12 protein-coding genes are annotated in these 20,229 nt (G+C 55.2%); 8 read left to right on the top strand and 4 right to left on the bottom strand.

What is annotated here, in order from left to right; all coding sequences use genetic code 11:
- The first annotated feature begins 14 nt into the window (after positions 1-14).
- From Pla144_RS12855 to Pla144_RS12835, 5 genes are all read left to right on the top strand, one after another.
- The gene (locus tag Pla144_RS12855; protein ID WP_146451101.1) at positions 15-2,111 is read left to right on the top strand and encodes a glycoside hydrolase family 97 protein; all 2,097 of its coding nucleotides are present in this window, start codon (positions 15-17) and stop codon (positions 2,109-2,111) included.
- A 259-nt stretch (positions 2,112-2,370) separates the two neighbouring features.
- Entirely contained in the window at positions 2,371-4,386 is a 2,016-nt protein-coding gene (locus tag Pla144_RS12850) for a sodium:solute symporter family transporter (RefSeq protein ID WP_146451100.1), read from the top strand.
- Positions 4,387-4,483: 97 nt separating this feature from the next.
- Positions 4,484-5,842: a PQQ-binding-like beta-propeller repeat protein gene (locus Pla144_RS12845; protein WP_146451099.1), complete on the top strand. Its 1,359-nt coding sequence runs from the start codon at positions 4,484-4,486 to the stop codon at positions 5,840-5,842.
- 1,676 nt (positions 5,843-7,518) lie between these two features.
- Positions 7,519-8,853: a S41 family peptidase gene (locus Pla144_RS12840; protein ID WP_146451098.1), complete on the top strand. Its 1,335-nt coding sequence runs from the start codon at positions 7,519-7,521 to the stop codon at positions 8,851-8,853.
- Positions 8,854-9,213: 360 nt separating this feature from the next.
- Positions 9,214-9,540: a hypothetical protein gene (locus Pla144_RS12835; RefSeq protein WP_146451097.1), complete on the top strand. Its 327-nt coding sequence runs from the start codon at positions 9,214-9,216 to the stop codon at positions 9,538-9,540.
- A 112-nt stretch (positions 9,541-9,652) separates the two neighbouring features.
- Here the strand turns inward: Pla144_RS12835 and Pla144_RS12830 are convergent, their stop codons facing one another.
- The 4 genes from Pla144_RS12830 to bshB1 are packed head-to-tail and all read right to left on the bottom strand — an operon-like array spanning position 9,653 to position 12,470.
- Positions 9,653-11,083, bottom strand: a complete 1,431-nt coding sequence (locus tag Pla144_RS12830) for a bifunctional folylpolyglutamate synthase/dihydrofolate synthase (protein WP_146451096.1) — start codon at positions 11,081-11,083, stop codon at positions 9,653-9,655.
- Between the two features lie 57 nt (positions 11,084-11,140).
- Positions 11,141-11,566 (bottom strand): DUF6036 family nucleotidyltransferase, encoded by a 426-nt coding sequence (locus tag Pla144_RS12825; protein ID WP_231936343.1) that lies wholly within the window; start codon positions 11,564-11,566, stop codon positions 11,141-11,143.
- Positions 11,535-11,738 carry a hypothetical protein gene (locus Pla144_RS12820; protein ID WP_146451094.1) on the bottom strand — a complete coding sequence of 68 codons (204 nt, stop codon included), beginning with the start codon at positions 11,736-11,738 and terminating at the stop codon, positions 11,535-11,537. Before Pla144_RS12820 ends, Pla144_RS12825 begins: the two co-directional genes overlap by 32 nt.
- A 42-nt stretch (positions 11,739-11,780) precedes the next feature.
- Positions 11,781-12,470, bottom strand: a complete 690-nt coding sequence (gene bshB1, locus Pla144_RS12815) for a bacillithiol biosynthesis deacetylase BshB1 (RefSeq protein ID WP_146451093.1) — start codon at positions 12,468-12,470, stop codon at positions 11,781-11,783.
- A 144-nt stretch (positions 12,471-12,614) separates the two neighbouring features.
- Here bshB1 and Pla144_RS12810 point away from each other — a divergent pair, with 144 nt between their 5' ends.
- The 3 genes from Pla144_RS12810 (at position 12,615) to Pla144_RS12800 (ending at position 20,150) form a co-directional block, all read left to right on the top strand.
- On the top strand, positions 12,615-14,129 hold the full coding sequence (locus Pla144_RS12810; RefSeq protein WP_146451092.1) for a carboxypeptidase M32: 1,515 nt from the start codon (positions 12,615-12,617) through the stop codon (positions 14,127-14,129).
- Between the two features lie 1,548 nt (positions 14,130-15,677).
- Positions 15,678-19,874, top strand: a complete 4,197-nt coding sequence (locus Pla144_RS12805) for a beta strand repeat-containing protein (protein WP_146451091.1) — start codon at positions 15,678-15,680, stop codon at positions 19,872-19,874.
- A 21-nt stretch (positions 19,875-19,895) separates the two neighbouring features.
- Positions 19,896-20,150 (top strand): hypothetical protein, encoded by a 255-nt coding sequence (locus Pla144_RS12800; RefSeq protein WP_146451090.1) that lies wholly within the window; start codon positions 19,896-19,898, stop codon positions 20,148-20,150.
- Positions 20,151-20,229: the final 79 nt, after the last annotated feature.

Raw genomic sequence — 20,229 nt, 5'->3', positions numbered from 1 at the left:
AGTCTGTAGCTCTCATGAATAATCGTTCTCAACTTTTAGCAACTTTTCTTTCACTTGGTTCTATCCTTGCTTGCCTGTCACCAGGCGTAGCCCAGGAAGTTCGAGTCCAATCTCCTCATGGAAATCTTGAGCTTGTATTCAACTTGCGCGAGGGGGTGCCCACATATACTATGCAGAGGCAGGGAAAAGATATTATCGGTGAGTCCCAACTGGGAGTCGCCTTAGCAAACGGCATCGACCTTGATAAAGATTTTGAAATCGCTTCGACCAGCCAAACCCCCCATGAAGAAACATGGATACAGCCCTGGGGAGAACAGCGGCAGATACTCAACGCCTATAACGAGCTTCAAATAAATTTGCGTCAACAAGGCGCCCAGGCACGAGAAATGGCAATTGTCTTCCGGCTCTTCGAGGATGGTGTTGGCTTCCGCTACGAATGGCCAGAGCAACTCAACTTACCCTCATTGGTCATCATGGATGAACGCACCGAGTTCAATCTGATCGATGATTGCTCGGCTTGGTGGATTCCTGCTTACGATAAAGAACGCTACGAATACCTCTATCAGAATACGTCGGTCAGTAAGATCGAAAAAGTCCACACTCCCTTGACGATGTCCACCCCGGACGGCATTTACCTCAGCATCCACGAAGCAGCGCTGGTCGACTACGCCAGCATGACCCTTGCCCGAGAGGGTGATCATAAGCTCAAAGCTGATCTGGTTCCTTGGTCTGATGGCACGAAGGTGAAAGCGACGCTGCCTCATGTCTCACCTTGGCGTACGATTCAAGTAGCTGACAACGCTGGCGATCTGATTACTTCCTACTTAAATCTCAATTTGAACGAACCCTCAAAGATCAAGGACACGAGCTGGATCAAACCAGGCAAGTATGTCGGCATATGGTGGGAATTGCACTTGGGCCGGACGACCTGGGGGTCTGGAGAACACCACGGCGCCACGACGCAGAACGTCAAACGCTACATCGATTTCGCCGCGCAAAATGGCTTTAATGGCGTCTTGGTCGAGGGTTGGAATCAAGGCTGGGACGGCGATTGGATAACTAACGGTGACCAATTCAGTTTTACCAAACCCTATCCGGACTTTAATATTGAAGAACTCGCCAACTACGCTAAATCAAAAAACGTCTCTCTTATCGGCCACCATGAAACGGGTGGTGCGGTACTCAACTACGAGAGTCAGCTACAGGACGCCATGGATTTGTATCAGAAATACGGTTACGCAGGTGTGAAAACAGGTTACGTCAACTACGGCCAAAACATCAAGCGAATCGATGAGAATGGTGTCGAGTGTCGGGAATGGCATCATGGGCAGTTCATGGTGAATCATTATCAACGAGTGCTCGAAGAAGCTGCCCGCCACAAGCTCATGCTCGACGTGCACGAACCGATCAAAGAAACCGGATTGCGTCGGACCTATCCAAATATGATGACCCGCGAAGGAGCCCGTGGCCAGGAATACGATGCCTGGAGCGCCGACGGCGGAAATCCCCCCAATCATACGACCATCCTGCCGTTCACCAGACTTCTGGCCGGTCCCATGGATTACACCCCCGGCATCTTCGATTTGCTCTATGAAGAAGCCCGCCCAGACAATCGCGTGAACGGCACCCTGGCAAAGCAACTTGCCCTCTACGTCGTAATCTACAGTCCATTGCAGATGGTTGCCGATGTCCCCGAAAACTATGAGCCCTATCAAGATGCCTTTCAATTCATCGTCGATGTGCCAACCGATTGGGAAGAGACCCGCGTTCTCAACGGCGCCATCGGCGACTTCATCACAATCGCACGCAAAGAGCGCGGCGGCCAGGATTGGTTTCTGGGCGCCATAACCGATGAGGCTGATCGCACTCTGGAAGTGCCGCTCGCATTCCTTGATCGAAATCGCACCTATCTGGCCACGATCTACCGCGATGCGGACGATGCCGACTGGCAAACTGAGCCCACGAAATACACCATCGATCGCGTTGAGGTAACCTCTCAGACGGTCCTTCCATTAAGACTAGCCGCCGGTGGCGGACAGGCGATCTCCTTTCAACCGCAGGATGCCCAGAGGATCTCACAGCAACGTGCAGCCGCTGTCCCGAAGAAGTAGGTACATGATGAATTTCCAATTTCCAAGGTTCAATAACCAAACGAGTTAGACTTGAGCCCTCAACTGCTCGTTGGTCATTGGACATTGCTCATTACACATTCGTCATTTCCTCCGCCTACCTGTTCCTATTCACCCTCGAAAGAGTAAACTGGAGAAGGTCATGCGAGAGAAATGGAGGCACTCTTTTCAACCCTTTGGGAATGCCTCTGCTTTTCTTGAGTAGGGATCTTCCGAGTCTTTCGTCGTAGAGCACGGCACCTTGTCTCAGTACTATCTCAATTCCGCCGACTACCTCATTATCGGCGCATACCTCTTAGGTCTGATCCTTCTCGGATTCCTTCTGAAGCAAAAAGCCTCACTCAGCCTGGAAGACTATCTCCTCGGCGGTCGCTCACTTCCTTGGTGGATGCTCGGCATCTCGGGGACCTCGCAGTACATGGACGTGGCCGGTTCGATGATTATCGTTTCCTTTCTCTACATGCTCGGCCCACGCGGGCTGTTCATCGAGTTTCGCGGCGGTGCTTCCTTGCTGTTAGTCATCATGATGCTCTGGACCGGCAAATGGCATCGACGTTCAGGCTGCCTCACTGGAGCTGAATGGATGATCTATCGATTCGGCAACGATGCCGGCGGACAATTTGCTCAATTTGCCAAAGCCCTCTCGGGAATCCTCACGACCCTCGGCATGCTCACCTATCTGGCCAAGGGAACCGGCATCTTTCTCTCCACCATGCTCCCCTTCTCGCCCATGAATTGTGCGCTGGGAATGTTCGCCGTCGCCACCTGCTATACCATGCTTTCCGGCTTCTATGGAGTGGTTTTCACCGACGTGCTGCAATTCATCATCATTGGAATAGCAGCAGCCTTGCTGGTGGTGCTTTCTTGGGAAAAAATCCCTGACATCCACAGCCTCGCGACCATGGCAGAAACGGTTACGCACAACGAGCATTGGACCGAAGCCGTCCCCCGACTCCAAACTCACATGCCCCCCGGATACGAGCGCTACGAATCACTGCTGCTCTTCGCCACGATCTACTTGTTCCGCAATCTGATCTTCGGGCTTGGTTGCGGGGACGACCCCAAATACTTCGGAGCCCGGAGCGATGCCGATTGCTCCAAACTCTCGCTGCTTTGGACCAGCTTACTTTCAATTCGATGGCCCGCGCTAATGGCGATCGCGGTACTCGGCATCACACTGGTCAACACACTGATCCCCGATACCTCGACTCTTCCCCAAGTCGTCGATCTGATCCAGCAACATGCCCCCACGAGCGATGAAAATTGGGACAGCACACTCTCCACAATTGTCCACGATCAGGCATCGCAACCACCTCAGCTACTCGCCGGCTTGGAGGCCCAACTGGGAACCGATTGGCCCAACAAGCTTCTACTCATCAATTCCTATGGAACCGTGAATTCCGAGCGGATCATGCCGGCCGTATTTCTCGCCTACATTCCCATCGGCTTGCGGGGCTTGATGATCGTTGCACTGATTGCCGCCTCGATGTCGACCTTCGACTCGTGGGTCAACCTCTCCTCGGGTTTCTTCGTCCGCGACATCTACCAAAAACACCTTCGGCCATCAGCCAAGATGCCCGAACTGATCCTCGCCACTTGGATTTTTATCGCGACTCTGGTGACAGCGGGGCTCTTCTGTGCTTTTTATGTCAGCAACATCAACGACATCTGGGTCTGGATCATCATGAGCCTCGGGGGTGGCCTCATGGTGCCACTCCTGTTGCGTTTCTACTGGTGGCGATTTAACGGCACCGGCTTCGCCATCGGATGCATCGTAGGCATGTTGGCGGCAATTGCTCAAAGGGTCTTCACGCCTTGGATCGGTGAGTCGTACCGCTTCCTCACCACCGAACCGTGGTCCCTGGTCTCCTTGGGACTCATCGGCCTAGTGGCGTCGGTCGTCGGCTCTTTGCTAACTAAACCGACCCCCGAACCCGTATTACGCAACTTCTATCTGACAACACTCCCCTTCGGCTTCTGGTCAAAATACAAGAACGAACTCCCCAACTCCCTCCGCGAGCGAGTTACCACAGAACACCGCCGCGAAATAACCGCGATCCCCTTTGCCCTCACCTATCAAGTGATGATCTTCCTGGCACCCATGCTTTTTTTAATTCACAACAACGATGCTGCACTGATCTGCACCCTGGCAGCAATCCTGGCCCTGGCCGGTCTCTACTGGATCTGGCTCCGCCACATCCACCGCTCCGACGAAAACGTCCTCGCCGCGCGAGACTTTCTCCATCACAAAGAATAACCCACCCTGTCCCCTGCCCCCCCCTTCTCCCTTGCATCTTTGCCCTGATGCGCTATCCTCAACTGTTGTGCCTTGAAAAATTTACGGAGAAAATCTCATGCCCCTGCAACGCTTGAGTTATATCATCGGTCTACTTTGTATTGCCTGCTTGCGCTGCCAATCGGTTTCCGCCGATGATTGGCCACAATGGCTGGGGCCGGATCGAGACGGTGTCTGGCGCGAATCGGGGATCCTGCGAGAGTTTCCTGCCGAGGGTCCGCCCGTGCTGTGGCGGACCCCCATCGGCAGCGGTTACTCGGGACCGGCTGTGGTGGGCGATCGGGTTTACATCACCGATCGGCAGCTGAACGCGGGACAGCAGAATTCCGACAATGCCTTCGATCGCTCCCCCACCGCCGGCAGCGAACGGGTGCTCTGCCTCGACGCGACGGACGGCTCGATCAACTGGAACCATGAGTATCCGTGCGAATATTCCATCAGCTACGCCGCGGGACCGCGCACCTCGCCACTCGTCGCCGAAGGCAAAGTCTACACGCTCGGTGCCGAGGGCAATCTCCTCTGCCTCGATGCCGACACCGGCAAGCCGATCTGGTCGCGCGACTTGAAACAAGACTACGACATGCCCGCCCCCGTGTGGGGGTTTGCCGGGCATCCGCTCTTGGACGGTGATCGGCTCATTTGCCTGGTGGGGGGGAAGGGGAGTGTCGCGGTGGCTTTCAATAAGGACACGGGCGAGGAAATCTGGCGCTCGCTCTCCGCGGCCGAGCCGGGTTACTGCCCCCCGATGATCTACAAACTCGGCGGTCGTCGGCAACTAGTAATTTGGCACCCTCAGGCGGTCAACGGCCTCGATCCAGTGTCGGGCGAAGTCCTCTGGTCGATCCCTTTTGACGTGAAGGCGGGCATGACGATTGCGACGCCCCGCAAGGCGGGAGAGCGGCTATTCGTCTCGGCTTTTTACGATGGGCCGATGCTGCTGGGGTTTGAGAATTCTGAGTCCGTACCCGAACTTCTCTGGCGCGGCGACAGCCACAGTGAGCGCAACACCGACAAGCTCCACACGGTCATGAGCACTCCCTTTATCGAGGATGGCCACATCTACGGCGTAGACAGTTACGGCCAGCTTCGTTGCCTCGAACTCGAAACTGGCAAACGGAAATGGGAAGACCTCCGCGCCACCGGCTCGACGGGCGACCTCCACAGCCGAACCGACCGCTGGGCGAATGCGTTTCTCATCAAACACGAGGACCGTTTTTTCCTAGCTAACGAAAAAGGGGATCTGATCATCGCCCAGCTCACACCTGCAGGCTATGAGGAAACAAGCCGCGCCCACCTCATCGAACCAGACAACATGATGGCCGGTCGCCCGGTCGTCTGGTCCCACCCGGCATTCGCCAACCGGTGCGTCTATCTCCGCAACGACCAAGAAATCATCTGCGTCGACTTGGCCCAGTAACACGAGCAGATCGCCATTCGACTAAGTCCCTCTCCCTACTATTCACACCTGTTTTCTGACTAGTGCCTCGCAACCAGCGTCTAGCGGCTAACTCTAATCATTAACAATTCTCCCTCCCGCCGGTCATTCCCGCGCATGCGGGAACCCAGGTCTTCAACCACTCCCCACCTGCCGCTAACCGCCGTTTCTCCCCCCCCTTCTACCAGGTTGCCACGGATCGGCTGCAGTCGCTATATTGCGCGTGCTGAGTCATACATGTTGGAGTGGATTGATGCGCGGGAAGTAGTCCGCAGGAGGAGTCTCGACGATGCCTCGGAGTCGAACAAGTCACGTGACGCCTGCCGCAGCGACGTTCGCTAGATGCTAGTAAGAAGTGGTTCGTAACAGGTTGGCAAAGTTGCGCTGGCGAATCACCCGCCACTCAACTCTCCTCCCCATCCACCAGCCTCCCCGAACAGATTTACGCCTCGCAACTCGCGACTACTCTGGCCCACATTTCTTATTAGCAATTGGCCACTCGATTTCGGATAATGCGAAAGCCAGCCGTTACGCGAGTTCCTTGAAAACCTAAAACTTGCGAACCCAGTCAGCGGCGCGGCCGGCCGAGTTATCGAAGGGTTTTGTTTTTAAAAACTCCGGTGATCTGACGACGAGATATACTACGTAAGCCTTGACTTACTAACGAGTTGAAGCAATTCAGACCGGCGGAAAGTGAGGGGGTTTTTTAATAAAAAAAAACGTTTTCACCAAAATAAAACCCCCTCAAACAGGGGGGAGGTGAGGAATTGTTAGTGGTTAGTTGAAGGTGGATGGTGGCGCCGTGCTCCCGCAAGTCTGTTCCTCGCTCATATTCTTCTCCCCTCCTCAGCGCACTCTGTGAACTCGGTGGCAAAAAATCTTCCCCCAGCTACAAGAGATGTTAATCATTCGTCGTAACCCATTCAAACCAGATTACTCGGTCCCGGAACTCCCGTCGGAATGACACAGAAACTCCCCAGCCCTTGATCCAAATCCCATTCTCTCCCCTCTGCGTCTCCGCGGTGAAAATCTTCCTCCAGTCCCTTCATCTCTGACTTACGCCTAGCAACTAGCGTCTCGCGCCTATTTCCCAGGTGGCCAAAAATAGTCTCTAAACACTGCACCCCGTTTCCTTATAATGAAGCTCATCGCAAGGCACAGGTTTTCCTTTTGTCCAATGAGCTGAGAAGTTCGCACCGCTTCAGATGCAGCGGACCAATCGACGGTTCAATGTTGGCCACGGGATTATTGGTGCTGAGTGATTGTCTTCGTTGTCTTGCGCTTGGGGCGCCCCATTTTTAATCTCATGCCGTTCCATGATCTCCGATATCCACAAAAACACGAATAGTCGCGAAAAGAACTCGAACAGCCCGACAGTAGGTCTTCTTCTTTTTGTGCATTCTTGTGTTTTTCCTGGCCATCAACTCCCCTCTCTGTTCCCGCCTGTTCAATCTCCCAAACCTCCCTGAAAAATGTCAGGCGGGGGGTCTCTCTCTGCGTTACTATTCTTCTGATCACTTACGTTTCCGGCTCGCCAGTTCTCTTTCCCCAGACCAAAGCCCCCAATTCCCAGTGCCCCACACTTCAACATTCCTTCTGCCCCTGCTACGATTAGACCCACATCCATTCCAATCCCTATTTTAGAGAACTCATCCCCCGTGTCGCTCCGCAACCTGCTTTACTTCGTGGCTATTACTTTGCTCTCGTACGTCTGCTACGTGCGGGCCGAGCAGAATCCCTATGCCCGCTATGTGGCGGCCAGTTACTCGGTAATCGACCGTTGGTCGTTGGTCTCCCCCCCTGACCAGGAACTTTTCGATGGGGCCATGAATGGCATGATCGAGGTCCTGAATAAACGAGGGGACGAGCACTCGATGTTCGTCGACCAATTGGAACGAGACAATTTCCAGGAGGATTTAATCCAGGAATTTGGTGGTATCGGTGTCCGCATTCTGCAACTGGGGGATCCTCCTCAGCTCACAGTGATCGGCCCTCCCGAGCCTGGCTCCCCCGCCTTCAGCGCCGATATCCGTGCCGGGGACCGCATCGTCGCCATCGACGGCCAGCCAACCGACGAAATGAAGATGCGCGATGTCTTGCGATTGGTCCGCGGTGCGATTGGCAGCCCGGTTACCCTTTCGGTAATTCATCCCGGCGAAAAGGACCCGACGGATGTCAAAATCGTGCGAGCGGTGATTACGGTTGAATCCGTTTTCGGTGACCTGCGCGATGAGCAGAATAAATGGCAATTCCTTGTCCCTGGTGATAATCGCATTGGCTACGTGCGAATCGCCAAGTTCGGTGACAAGACCCTCGACGAGTTTACCGACGTGTTGGCAGAGTTGAATTCCGCTGGGATTAAGGCGCTCATCCTTGATGTCCGCGACAACTATGGCGGCACTCTCGACGCGGCGGTCGGCATCAGTGATCTCTTTCTGCGTGCCGGGCAACCAATCGTCACAACCCGCGATCGCGACGGCGAGATCCGCGACCGTTTTGTGTCTACCGGTCGCGGCGGCTATCACGATCTCCCTCTCGCTGTGCTTATCAATCACAATAGTGCCAGTGCAAGTGAAATTCTTGCCGCGTGTTTGCAGGACTACAACCGGGCTGTCATCATCGGCGAGCGTTCTTACGGCAAAGGTACCGTCCAGCGCATCATGCAGATCGAATCTGGCCGCAGCCTGTTAAAGCTAACCTCAGCCACCTACTGGCGACCGAGCGGACAGAACATCCATCGCATGGCTGATGCAAAGGAGTCCGACTCCTGGGGCGTCAAACCGGATGCCGAATTTGAGGTGTTGATGGATGAAGACCAATATCTAACTTGGCGCAAATACCGTTATCGCCGCGATCTGCTCGGCGAGCATCAAGATGGCCCGCTAGCCATTCAGTTCGACGAGCAAGACGGCAAGATTCCTGAGCAGTTCACTGACGAAGCACTCGATCTGGCCGTCGGCTATCTGGAGTCGCAACTAAACAAAAAACAGTAAGAATTACCTAATCCGCAAGGATTCTATTTAGTTACAGAGGAATTGAAAGTTCTTCCTCATTTCGTGGTGAAAGGACGGTTCTTCCCATCGCTAGCAGATCGCACTAAGTGACTGTCAGACAATAGTTTGTCATCTCTCGGCTTCAAATCCCACGTCTGCCAGAGCAGTTTGGCACGGGGTCTGCATTGTACGATCCCAGAAGAGTGACGGGAGGCAAAGGAGCTGACCTCACTCGGGCGAATCTGTTCCGCCACAAGGCTAAGGGATTTTCGGCTTGGGCAACACAACGCCTCTTTTCAAGGGCTCTCGTTTTATCATCAAATTGGGCACATCTTGCCCACAAGGGGAAAAGGAACTGACATGGTTGCTCCAAGGAAGATTCGCCGCGTTTTTTGCACAGTTGTCCGGGTACCAGATGCCGACGAAAGCATCATGGTTTCCAATAATCGAATTCAGCATCGTCCCAGCGACCGCCTACCGTGGTCGGATCCTACTATCGCCCGTTTGGTTGCCAACTTGCAGGACGAAGTCCGCGGGGAACGACGCATTGCCAAGATCGAACGACACACCTCGAACTGGCAAATCGAGAACTCAGCCGTGGCAGAGTTAGAACCCACTAATCCCGACTTAGATCAGGATTTCGATTGGCGTGATGAGCCCCGCTGGAACTGGCCAGATCGTTCGTAGGCATCCAAATCTTCAATCTCTCTACGATAGGAATCGGCAATGCTCACTTATCTAGGCTGTTGTCTAGCCTTGCTCGTAGCAAGACGATTAAGTCCCCGCAGGCCGCTGCTGCTCAAGCGTCTGCGCGGAGAACGCTACGCAATTCAGCCACCACAAAGAACGAACCCGTAATGCATACCAGCTGGTCCACCCGCGCTCCTTTGCGGGCCAGTTGCCACGCGTCTACGGGCATAGGGCATTCGATGACAGTCCTATCCACAAGCTTTTGACGAACCAATTCTGCCTGGACGATCTTTCCCAACTTCTCTGTGGCTACAGCGCGGGGGTTGTCTTGATACTGAGTGACGATAACGCGGTCAAAGTGCGGCACCAACACGCGGACGATCCCACTGACATCCTTGTCGCGGGTGGCAGCCAGTACCAGCGTCCTGTGCGTACACGAGAAACTGGTTGCCAGCACTTCGACCAGTGCCTCAACGGCAGCCACATTGTGGGCCACGTCAAGCACCACCGCTGGCCTGCGACGAATCAATTCAATACGACCCGGCAGGGTGAGTTCCGTAAAGGTTTGGCAAATCGCATCGCTCGAAATCCGCCAGCCCTGCTTGCGTAGTTGCGCAACCGTAGCGATCGCCAACGCTGCATTGGCCGCCTGATGAGTACCTAGCATGCGGAGCGGGATATCTGTCAAACTCACATCCTCACTTCCCAGGTCTCCTTCAAAATCTAAGCTTCCCAAGCGATCGTGCTTGTCAAACTTATAAGGCGGGTGATAGGTGAATTGAAAATCGCGCCCGGCTTCGATCATCCGTGAACCATGTTGTCTGGCAATTTCAGCAATCACCTGCCTTGGTCCAGGTTCCATGGGTCCGCAAAGAACTGGTACTCCCGGCTTGATTATGCCCGCCTTCTCCGCAGCAATCTCTTCGACAGTTGAACCGAGCTGCTTCGTATGATCGAGGCTGATGCTGGTAATCACTGTGACGGCTGGCTGACACACATTCGTCGAATCAAGTCGACCTCCCAATCCTACTTCCAAGACGGCGATGTCCACCTTCTCCTCGGAAAAATGCATCAGAGCGATAGCGGTGGCCAGCTCAAAATAGGTGAGTCCAAGTGAACCCTCGGCAGCCGCTTCGCGATCCATCTCCTCGACGATCGGCCGAAGTTTCTCGACGAGGGCGAAGAGTTGCTCGCCAGGGCAGGGGACAGCGTTTACTTGAAAGCGTTCCTCGATTGCCTCCAGGTGCGGAGAGCTGAACAGACCAGTCTTGTAACCTGCCGCTTGCAGGATTCCTGCTACCATTGTGCTGGTTGAACCTTTTCCTTTCGTCCCAGCCACATGTACGATCGGCATACCCGCATCCGGATTGCCCAACCGGGTAAGCAACTGCCGCATGCGGTCGAGCTTCATGTGCCGCTTGTTGTAGGGCAAGTTGGCGGCCCGTTCGTAGTTGATGCGTCCCAGCAAGAACTCGCTGGCCCGCTCCCGTAAGGAGGGAGGCTGGTCAGTGATTTCTGCGTCAGTAGGTAGTAGGGTCATAGTTTCAGGTTAGTGACAAATCGGTGCATGCGGTGGAAGTAGATGGCACACCGAATCTTAGCCGTTTTGCGATTCCAGCCAAGCGGCATCCACCAAGTCTTTCGGACGGCCCGATGCCTTTTTATTGACCAATAGTTCTCGCCGGCCGATTACCGCCAAGTCAATTTCACCAAAGGACGTCTCAAGCCTGTTCTGCCACGCATCTGGAAATTCAACACCATCTATTGCTGTAAGAAGATCTATTCGAAATGGGGCCACGCCAATTTGAAAGACGATATCAAGATTACAGAAGTCTTCCACGGACATGCCTCGACGAGGTGCCCCAAATATCTCCAAAGCATTCCATACTTTCTGAGCGTTGTCTGGAGTAGGCCGAACCCAAATGTCGATGTCACCTGTCGCGCGTACGTTTCCATGAGCGGCCAAAGCAAAAGCTCCAACCACAAGGTAATCAACGCCTGCGTCGTTCAATGCGCACAACATGTCGCTGAAGTCTTTGGCTAGCAATGTCTTCGCCTTTCATGGCCCATGCTGCTATTGTCAATGGCCACACCATCGCCATTCGTTCGGCGGGTGTCATGTTTTGAAGATCAGTCTCATTGCCTTGCTCGGCCAAAGTAGACTTTCGCACCAGAATATCACGAGTGGGTTCCATAACCACATTCTATCAAGTATGGCCAAGATTCAGAATACATCCTCACAGCAACTCGGCCATTGACTTCAATCCCATCGGCTCCCGACACGTAAATGGCTCACCGTACGGACGGCCAATCGACTTTCCCCAAAACGCTGCCTCATCTCGAAGCTGGTCGAGGAACGTGGGAGACTGCGTCGGTCGACCCGTGATGAACTGGCTTTCGTACGACCGGATGGCAGCGACCTTTTGTTCCCACTCGGCGGTGATATCCAACACAAAGGCCGGCTGCGGCACCAGCTTCAAATGCACACAGTAATAATTAAAAATCCGCTCAGGATGGTGCGGCTCACCGGCGAGTTCACTTTTTGTGAGTTTCGACCAGAACCGCGCCGCTTCGACTAACTCCGTTGCTGCCACGTGGTCGGGATGGGCATCGACCCAATACGGTGCGAACAGCCATCTCGGTCGCGTGCGCCGAAACACTTCCGCTAACTTCGCGCGATTTTCGAGTGTCGCTTCCAGAGAGCGATTCGGGAGGCCCAGATTCTCACGCCATTCGAGCCCCAAAATCTTCGTGGCCGCTGCCGTCTCTTGATCGCGAATTTCCAATGACCCATGCGGCGTCGGCTCACCACTGGTAAGATCCAGCACCCCCACACGCAATCCCTCGGATATAAACTTAACGATGGCACCTCCCATGCCAAGCTCAGCATCATCAGGGTGCGGAGCGATTACGAGGATATCGAGCATGGATCAACCTTTATGTTTGAGGAATTCACGGCGTCCCTTGCTTGAGTCAACTCCCCTGACTTACGTTAACAACCCGGCTATCATAACCTCTAACTGGCCAGTACTGAAGTTGCCACTTACCCAGCAAGCTGAAAGACATGAATCATGAATCAGCATGACGAAACCTACGATCTGCTCGCCACCCACACCCGCGAGGCAGCCATCCTCTCCAGCATCCAAGAGCTGCTTGAGTGGGACGAGCGGACCAAGATGCCACCGGCGGGTGGGCAGCATCGGGCCGACCAGGCCGCTCATGTCGCTGGATTGGTGCATCAGAAACAAACTGATCCTATGATCGGCGAATGGCTTTCTGCGCTTGCCGATAGTCCGCTGGCCGCCGACCCAACCAGTGACACCGGCGCAGTGATTCGGCACTTGCAGCATGACTACAACAAGAAGACAAAATTGCCCCAGACGCTTGTCGAGCAGCTAACTCGCACTGCTGTCGAAGGGCAGCAGGTCTGGGCTGCGGCTCGCAAGGCGAACAACTTTGCCGCGTTTGAACCGATTCTCGAAAAAATGGTCGGGCTCAAGAAACAGGAAGCAGCAGCCCTCGGATTTGAAGCCACGCCCTATGATCCCCTGCTCGACGACTACGAACCGGGCGAAACAACGGCAAATATCACCTGCGTCCTGGCTGACCTCCGAGATGCGTTGGTTCCACTCGTGCAGGCCATTGCCGGCAGCGCGAAGCGCCCCGATGTCAGCATCCTGACCCGCCATTATCCGGCAAGCGTGCAAGAGACCTTTGGCAAACAGGCCGCCGCGGCGATCGGCTTTGATTTCTCGGCCGGTCGGCTCGATGCCACCGATCATCCCTTTTGTTGCATGCCCGGACCCAACGACGTGCGGCTGACCACGCGTTACGACGAGCATTGGTTTTCCGATTGCTTTTTTAGCGTTCTCCACGAAGCGGGCCATGGCATCTATGATCAAGGGTTGCCTTCGGATCAGTTTGGCTTGCCGACTGGTGAATATGTCTCGCTGGGTATCCACGAATCGCAATCCCGTATGTGGGAAAACCAAGTAGGCCGCAGCCGCGCATTCTGGGAGTATTTTTTCCCCGTCGCCCAGAAAGAGTTTCCCCAGGCCTTGAGCGACGTGACGTGCTCCAACTTCTACGGTGCGATCAACGATGTGGAACCCTCGCTGATTCGCGTTGAGGCCGATGAAGTCACCTACAATTTGCATATCCTCATCCGCTTCGAATTGGAAAAGGCCCTGCTGGAAGATCAGCTTTCGGTGGCTGACTTGCCAGGTGCCTGGAATAAAAAGTATCACGAGTTCCTGGGCGTGGTATCTCCCACCGCTGCTGACGGCGTGTTGCAAGACGTGCATTGGAGCGCCGGCCTGTTCGGTTACTTTCCCACTTACACCCTAGGCAACTTGTACGCAGCCCAATTCTTTGCCCAAGCCAACGAAGACCTGGGCGATCTTAACGCCCAATTCCGCCGCGGCGAATTCCTCACTTTGCGAGAATGGCTCCGCGAAAAAATCCACCGCCACGGCAAGCGCTACTCTGCCGCCGAGTTGGCCGAACGAATTACGGGCAAGCCTCTGTCGCACGAGGCACTCATTGGTCAGCTTTCGGCAAAGTATGGAGAACTCTACGGGCTATAGCGGATTGGAATCGAAACCTCTCGACGCAGAATGGCGGTCAAGATTCACATCCAACTTTCAGATCAGGGATCCGCCGGGCAACCGAGCGGTGCGAAAGCCCAACCATCTTCTATCGCTTCTGCGCACCGGTGCAGGGGTTTTGTCACGGTCATTTCGTAGAAAACTTTTTTTACAAAACAAAACTCCCTCTTTTTCTAGTAGTGCTGTTCGCTTCAACTCATTGGCAGGCAATGACTTACGTGGCATACGACTCCTTAGGTTTATGTGAGTTTTGTAATACAAAACTACGTCTCCGCGTGACAAAAAGAAATCGCTTCGCGCAATCGAAGGCCAGGCTATCTACCGACGGATCTCTAGCCCAGTCGTTGCGAGCGAGGTGGCTACCTGAGCTAGTGAGAAACGGGTTCAGTTGTCAAACAACAGCGCAGCACGAACGTCGGCCACGGCAACTTGTACAAAGGCTGATTCTTACTCGAAGTGAAAACAGTTGCTGACCCAGAAACTTGAATCCACGGTGTTTGCTGCTTCAGGCTTATTAGCTATTAGCTGTTAGCATTTAGCCAGAAAAAAGGCGAAACTGCGGTGATCTCAGGCTAAAAACTAATAGCTAACGGCTAACAGCTTAGTTTGAGATTCTAACAAATCGCGCGGCCAAAAACTTGCGCAAAGTTGCGACAAACTGCCTCTCCCAATACCCATCCCTGGGAGGGTCGGACGCGGTAGCGGCCGGGGAGGGGATTGGAGGTATTTCGGTATTGGGTTAGGCCCTGACTGCCCGAGCAGAAAATACCGCCACTCACGCCCAGGTTCCGGAACCACCCCAATGCGATGAACCCAGCGCTTGCTTTACTCAGATGAACCCTATTTGGCTGGATAGAAGGAGGCAAGCCAGGGGGCACTAAGTCAAGGGCGGAGGAATGCCCCAGCAGTTCACACGAGGCCGATTTGGAGCACTTCACAGAGCGATTTTGGGAGTCAAAGCTACCTTATCAAGTTGTGCGGTCGATAAAAACGAGCGACTTAGCTCAATGCAGTTATCGCCAGAGGGCGTGAGCACCGCCGCGAGTTAAGTCTGCTGCCCAGCCGCGTCGGTTGATGCAACCGATGCGAGATTGACCCGAAGCAAACCACCAGAGGCGAGACGACCGATGAGTCATGACCGCGATGCTGTTTTGAACTCGCCACTTCCTGGTTGCAAACAGGCCAAATTAGATAACCCCCAACTCCAGCCCGGTGACTCGCCGACGGGAATAAACCTACTGAGATCAAGATGGACGTCACAAATCTGAAACCAATGGGTAGTTTTCTTTGCATGCCCTCGGGCCTTTGGCGTTACGGAACCTAGTTAGTATGTCAGAGGGTGAGGCTTAGATTTTGGCCAGCAGCACGTTCGGCTCAGAGCAATCAGCCGGGGGGTGTGTCAGGACGGGTAGTTGCAGAGAATAGCAAGCCGCGAAGAGATTGCTTTGAGGGGGTTCTAGTGGTTAGACTGGGAGTAATCCTCGTCGATCTATTGCACTATCGATACACCACCAAAGAGGGGTCCGCATGTCTCGTTCTTCACGCCTATTCTCGCGCTCTCGGCAGGCAACTTCTTGGATCACGTCTCCCTATGCCCGGCGTTTGCGGGTGGAAGCGTTGGAAGACCGACGGTTATTGTCTATCACGGTCAACACACTCATGGACGAAGCCGACGGCAGCATTGTCGACGGCGATATTTCCCTGCGCGATGCAATCGCACTGGCCCCGGCTGGAGAAACGATCGACTTCTCGGTTACCGGCACAATCAACCTCACGCTGGGGCAACTGACTATTGGCCAGAATCTTACGGTCACCGGTCCCGGCGCAAACAATCTTACCATCAATGCCGGTGGCTCTTCGCGCGTGATGCGGGTTACCGGTACGACCACCAATATCAGCGGGCTCACGCTAACCGGTGGGCAGGCGGACCAGGGTGGCGGACTACGCAACTACAGTCCTGCTTCCACCACACTTACGCATGTGGTGGTCACAGGCAATACGGCTACTACCAATGGCACGAACGCAGGTGGGGGCATCTGGAGCAATGGCAACCTGACGCTCGCCGATAGCACTGTCTCCAATAACATGGCTCCCAACGGAACTAGTTCTGGCGGCGGCATCTGGAACAGCAATATACTGACCATCACCAATAGCACCCTCTCGGGCAACTCGGCCAATTCTGGTGGCGGTGGCATTTTCAACAGCGTTCTCGGCACAGTGACCATCACCAATAGTACCCTCTCCGGCAACTCGGCCGGTTCCAATGGCGGCGGCATTTGGAACAATGGCGGTACCACCACGATCACCAGTAGCACCATCTCGCGCAATTCGGCTAATTCCTGGGGCGCCGGCATTTACCACAGTTTCGGCACCACGACCCTCAGTCACACGATCGTGTCGGGCAATTCTTCTGCTACTCTAGGCAATGAAATCCGCCTACAAGGCGGTACGGTCAACCTCAACAACTTCAACCTGATCGGCGACAGCAGCCAGACGACCGCCCAAGCCTTGTTCGGCGTTGGCGCCGGGGCCACGGACATTCTGGCTACCAGCAATGGCACGAATCCCACGGCGCTTGGCTCGATCCTCGACACAATGCTGGCCAACAATGGGGGGCAAACGCTGACACACGCGCTGGTGCCAGCAAGCCCAGCGATCAATGCCGGCAACCCGGCGATTGCCTCCCCCCCGGCCAATGACCAGCGGGGGAGCGGGTTTCCGCGCATCATGTTCGATCGTGTGGACATCGGCGCCTATGAATTCAACGATGTCACCATCCCCGGCGGTGGATTGGTAGTAAGCACCCTCGACGACAGCTTCGACGGTATCTATGCAACGAACAATCTAAGCCTCCGCGAAGCCACCCTATTGGCAAACGCCAATCCGGGCGCCGACAACATCACCTTCGATGCCAGCCTTTCCGGCGGGACAATCAACCTTGCGCTGGGAATGCTTACCCTGAGCGACGATGTTACACTGACTGGCCTGGGGGCAACTAAGCTTTCGATCGACGCGGGTGGCTCGTCGCGCGTGATACTGGTTGCAGGCACGACGACCGCCAACATCAGCGGGCTCACCCTGACCGGTGGACTGACGGACCGGGGTGGCGGATTGCGCAACACCGCCTCTGCCACCACTACACTTTCCGATATGGTGATCACTGGCAATACTGCCACTGCGGCAGCCGTTGACGCCGGAGGTGGCATCTGGAACACCGGCGACTTGACCATTACCGGCAGTACGATTTCTGGAAATACCGCTTCCGCTGCATTGGGCGATGGGGGAGGAATTTTTACTGGAAACCCCAACTCAAACCTGATCATCACCAACACAACTATCTCCGGCAACTTGGCAGGCGATGATGGTGGTGGCCTCCGAGCGTGGAATAATCCAGTGGTCACGATTTCCCACAGCACGATCACGGGCAACACGGTCAATGGTAATGGCGGTGGTATCTATTTATCAAATAACGCGGTGACTACTGTGGGCCACTCGATCATCTCGGGCAATTCTGCCGGTGGTTCAGGCAATGAAATCGACCTACAAGACGGCACGCTCAACCTCAACAACTACAATCTGATCGGCGACAGCAACCAGACGACCGCCCAAGCCTTGGACGGCGCTACGGCCGGTGCCACGGACATCCTGGCCAACAGCGATGGCACCACACCCACGGTGTTGGGCTCGATCCTCAACACGACACTCACCGACAATGGGGGGGCGACCCCCACCCATGCACTGGTGCCAGGAAGCCCGGCCTTGGATGCTGGGAATCCGTCGATTGCCTCCTCCCCGGCCAACGACCAGCGGGGCGCGCCCTTCGTACGACAGAATGGTACGATCGACATCGGTGCCTACGAAGTGCAATCGCTTAATCTGGTGGTCGATACGCTGAGCGACGAGAGCGACGGCGACTACTCGGCCAATGATCTCAGTCTGCGTGAAGCGCTCGAGTTAACCAATGCGAACCCCGGGGCTGATACGATCACCTTCGATGCCAGCCTTTCCGGCGGGACAATCAACCTTGCGCTGGGAATGCTTACCCTGAGCGATGACGGGACACTGACTGGCCTGGGGGCCGACCAACTCACCATCAACGCGGGGGGCTCGTCGCGCGTGATGATGGTTGCCGGTACGACGACCGCCAACATCAGCGGGCTCACCCTGACCGGTGGACTGACGGACCGGGGTGGCGGATTGCGCAACTTCGGTACCACCACGCTGACGGGAGTGGTCGTTACCGGCAACATGGCTACCACTTCCAACAGTGACGCAGGGGGGGGCATCTGGAGCAACGCCAACCTGACGCTAGTCGATAGCACCCTCTCCAATAACAAGGCTCCCAACGGCATTAGCACTGGCGGCGGCATCTGGAACAGCAATCAACTGACCATCACCAATAGCACCCTCTCGGGCAATTCGGCCAATTCAACTGGCGGAGGCATTCTCAACGGCGGCACAATGACCATCACCAATAGCACCCTCTCGGGCAATTCGGCCATTTTCCTTGGTGGCGGCATTTTCAACACCGGCTCAGTGACCATCACCAATAGCACCCTCTCGGGCAATTCGACCAAAAGTAAGGGCGGCGGCATCTGGAGCGGCAATCAACTGACCCTCACCAATAGCACCCTCTCGGGCAATTCGACAAGTAATCTAGGAGGTGGCATCTACAGCACCGGGGGCACGACGACGGTCACCAACAGCACCCTCTCGGGCAATTCGGCAGCTAGAGGCGGTGGCATCTACAGCTACGGTGCCAATCTTGACACGTTGACGGTTACCAACAGCACCCTCTCGGGCAACTCGGCAAGCTTTCAGGGGGGCGGTATTCTAACCTACGGTATGGAGACGACGCTAAACAACACGATCGTCGCCAATAGCACCTCGGGGGGTGATCTTGCGGCCCTCTCTGGTGGTACTTTTTCTGGTACCGACAATCTAATCGAAGACGGTAGCGGGGGCGCAGTCGCCACTGTCACCGGAGACCCGATGTTGGGGCCACTGGCCGACAATGGGGGACCGACGCTGACCCTCGCGCTCCTGCCGGGGAGTCCGGCCTTGGATGCGGGGAATCTGGGGATCGTGTTTGATGCGAACGCGTTCGATCAGCGGGGGATGCCATTTGCTCGGGAGGCGCAGGGAGTTTTGACAGGGAGTCCTCCCCCCTTGCGGATCGACATTGGAGCCTACGAAGCGCAGATCCCGGCTTCGGCTGATTTCGACAGCGATGGCGATGTGGATGGTCGGGATTTTCTCAGTTGGCAGCGAGGTTTTGGCAAGGCGAATGCCGTGCGCGCCGACGGCAACAGTGATGATGACACCGACGTCGACGTTAGTGATCTGGCGGCGTGGCAGGTTTCCTTTGGTGCCACAGGATTGCTGCCGCCACCGGTCGCGATACTGACTGTCGGCGAACCTGTCGAATCGGTATCACTGCGTGTAAGCACTACCGAAGACCCCCTAACGAAATACCGCGATGCCATCGATTCCGCTCTGACAATGCATCAGTTCGAGAAAAGTAGCGAGGCCGAATCGGTTCCCTTCACCGAGACTCTAGGGGAACAGGAAATCAGCTACGAAACCATGTTAGCGATTGACACGGTTCTCCTTCAGGTAGAGAGCACTGATCATCTCGACTTCCGATTCCTCGATTCTAACGATACAGAAGAATTCCCCGAAGCGTGGCTCAGCGAAGAACTGCTGGAGCAGGTATTCGGATAACGGCGGCAGGTCAAGACATTGATGCGTGATGCTGTCCTCAAGCGACCATTGTCGGGGTTTCGTTTCGGGGGTGTGACGTTCGACGATTACACCCAGACATGCCATCCTTGGTCGCGAGCGAAACGTACTTCGGTTTATTCGACCGCACGCAATTCGCAGATTTCCAAACTGACAGAAGTTGGACAATCCGCTGCGGCGGATCTGGGGCTTCAACTTGCAGCGGTGCAGATGTGTCTTGCCTCAGTCGGAATTGGAATTATCCTAGGTGAGCGTTAGTATAACGCGAAGCTTTGGAGAATTCGATGAGCGAGAGCAGTTCCAACAAGCGAGAACGTCGTCACTTCAGTGGCCCTCA

The organism is Bythopirellula polymerisocia (assembly GCF_007860015.1).
GTDB lineage: Bacteria > Planctomycetota > Planctomycetia > Pirellulales > Lacipirellulaceae > Bythopirellula > Bythopirellula polymerisocia.
This window is presented reverse-complemented; position numbering and strand designations above follow the sequence as displayed.

What these genes read in the sequence shown, in the direction of transcription:
- Pla144_RS12855 (WP_146451101.1), top strand. Translation starts at nt 15, where the DNA reads ATGAATAATCGTTCTCAACTTTTAGCAACTTTTCTTTCACTTGGTTCT.
- Pla144_RS12845 (WP_146451099.1), top strand. Translation starts at nt 4,484, where the DNA reads ATGCCCCTGCAACGCTTGAGTTATATCATCGGTCTACTTTGTATTGCC.
- Pla144_RS12835 (WP_146451097.1), top strand. Translation starts at nt 9,214, where the DNA reads ATGGTTGCTCCAAGGAAGATTCGCCGCGTTTTTTGCACAGTTGTCCGG.
- Pla144_RS12830 (WP_146451096.1), bottom strand. Translation starts at nt 11,083, where the DNA reads ATGACCCTACTACCTACTGACGCAGAAATCACTGACCAGCCTCCCTCC.
- Pla144_RS12825 (WP_231936343.1), bottom strand. Translation starts at nt 11,566, where the DNA reads ATGTTGTGCGCATTGAACGACGCAGGCGTTGATTACCTTGTGGTTGGA.
- Pla144_RS12820 (WP_146451094.1), bottom strand. Translation starts at nt 11,738, where the DNA reads ATGGAACCCACTCGTGATATTCTGGTGCGAAAGTCTACTTTGGCCGAG.
- bshB1 (WP_146451093.1), bottom strand. Translation starts at nt 12,470, where the DNA reads ATGCTCGATATCCTCGTAATCGCTCCGCACCCTGATGATGCTGAGCTT.
- Pla144_RS12810 (WP_146451092.1), top strand. Translation starts at nt 12,615, where the DNA reads ATGAATCAGCATGACGAAACCTACGATCTGCTCGCCACCCACACCCGC.
- Pla144_RS12805 (WP_146451091.1), top strand. Translation starts at nt 15,678, where the DNA reads ATGTCTCGTTCTTCACGCCTATTCTCGCGCTCTCGGCAGGCAACTTCT.
- Pla144_RS12800 (WP_146451090.1), top strand. Translation starts at nt 19,896, where the DNA reads ATGCGTGATGCTGTCCTCAAGCGACCATTGTCGGGGTTTCGTTTCGGG.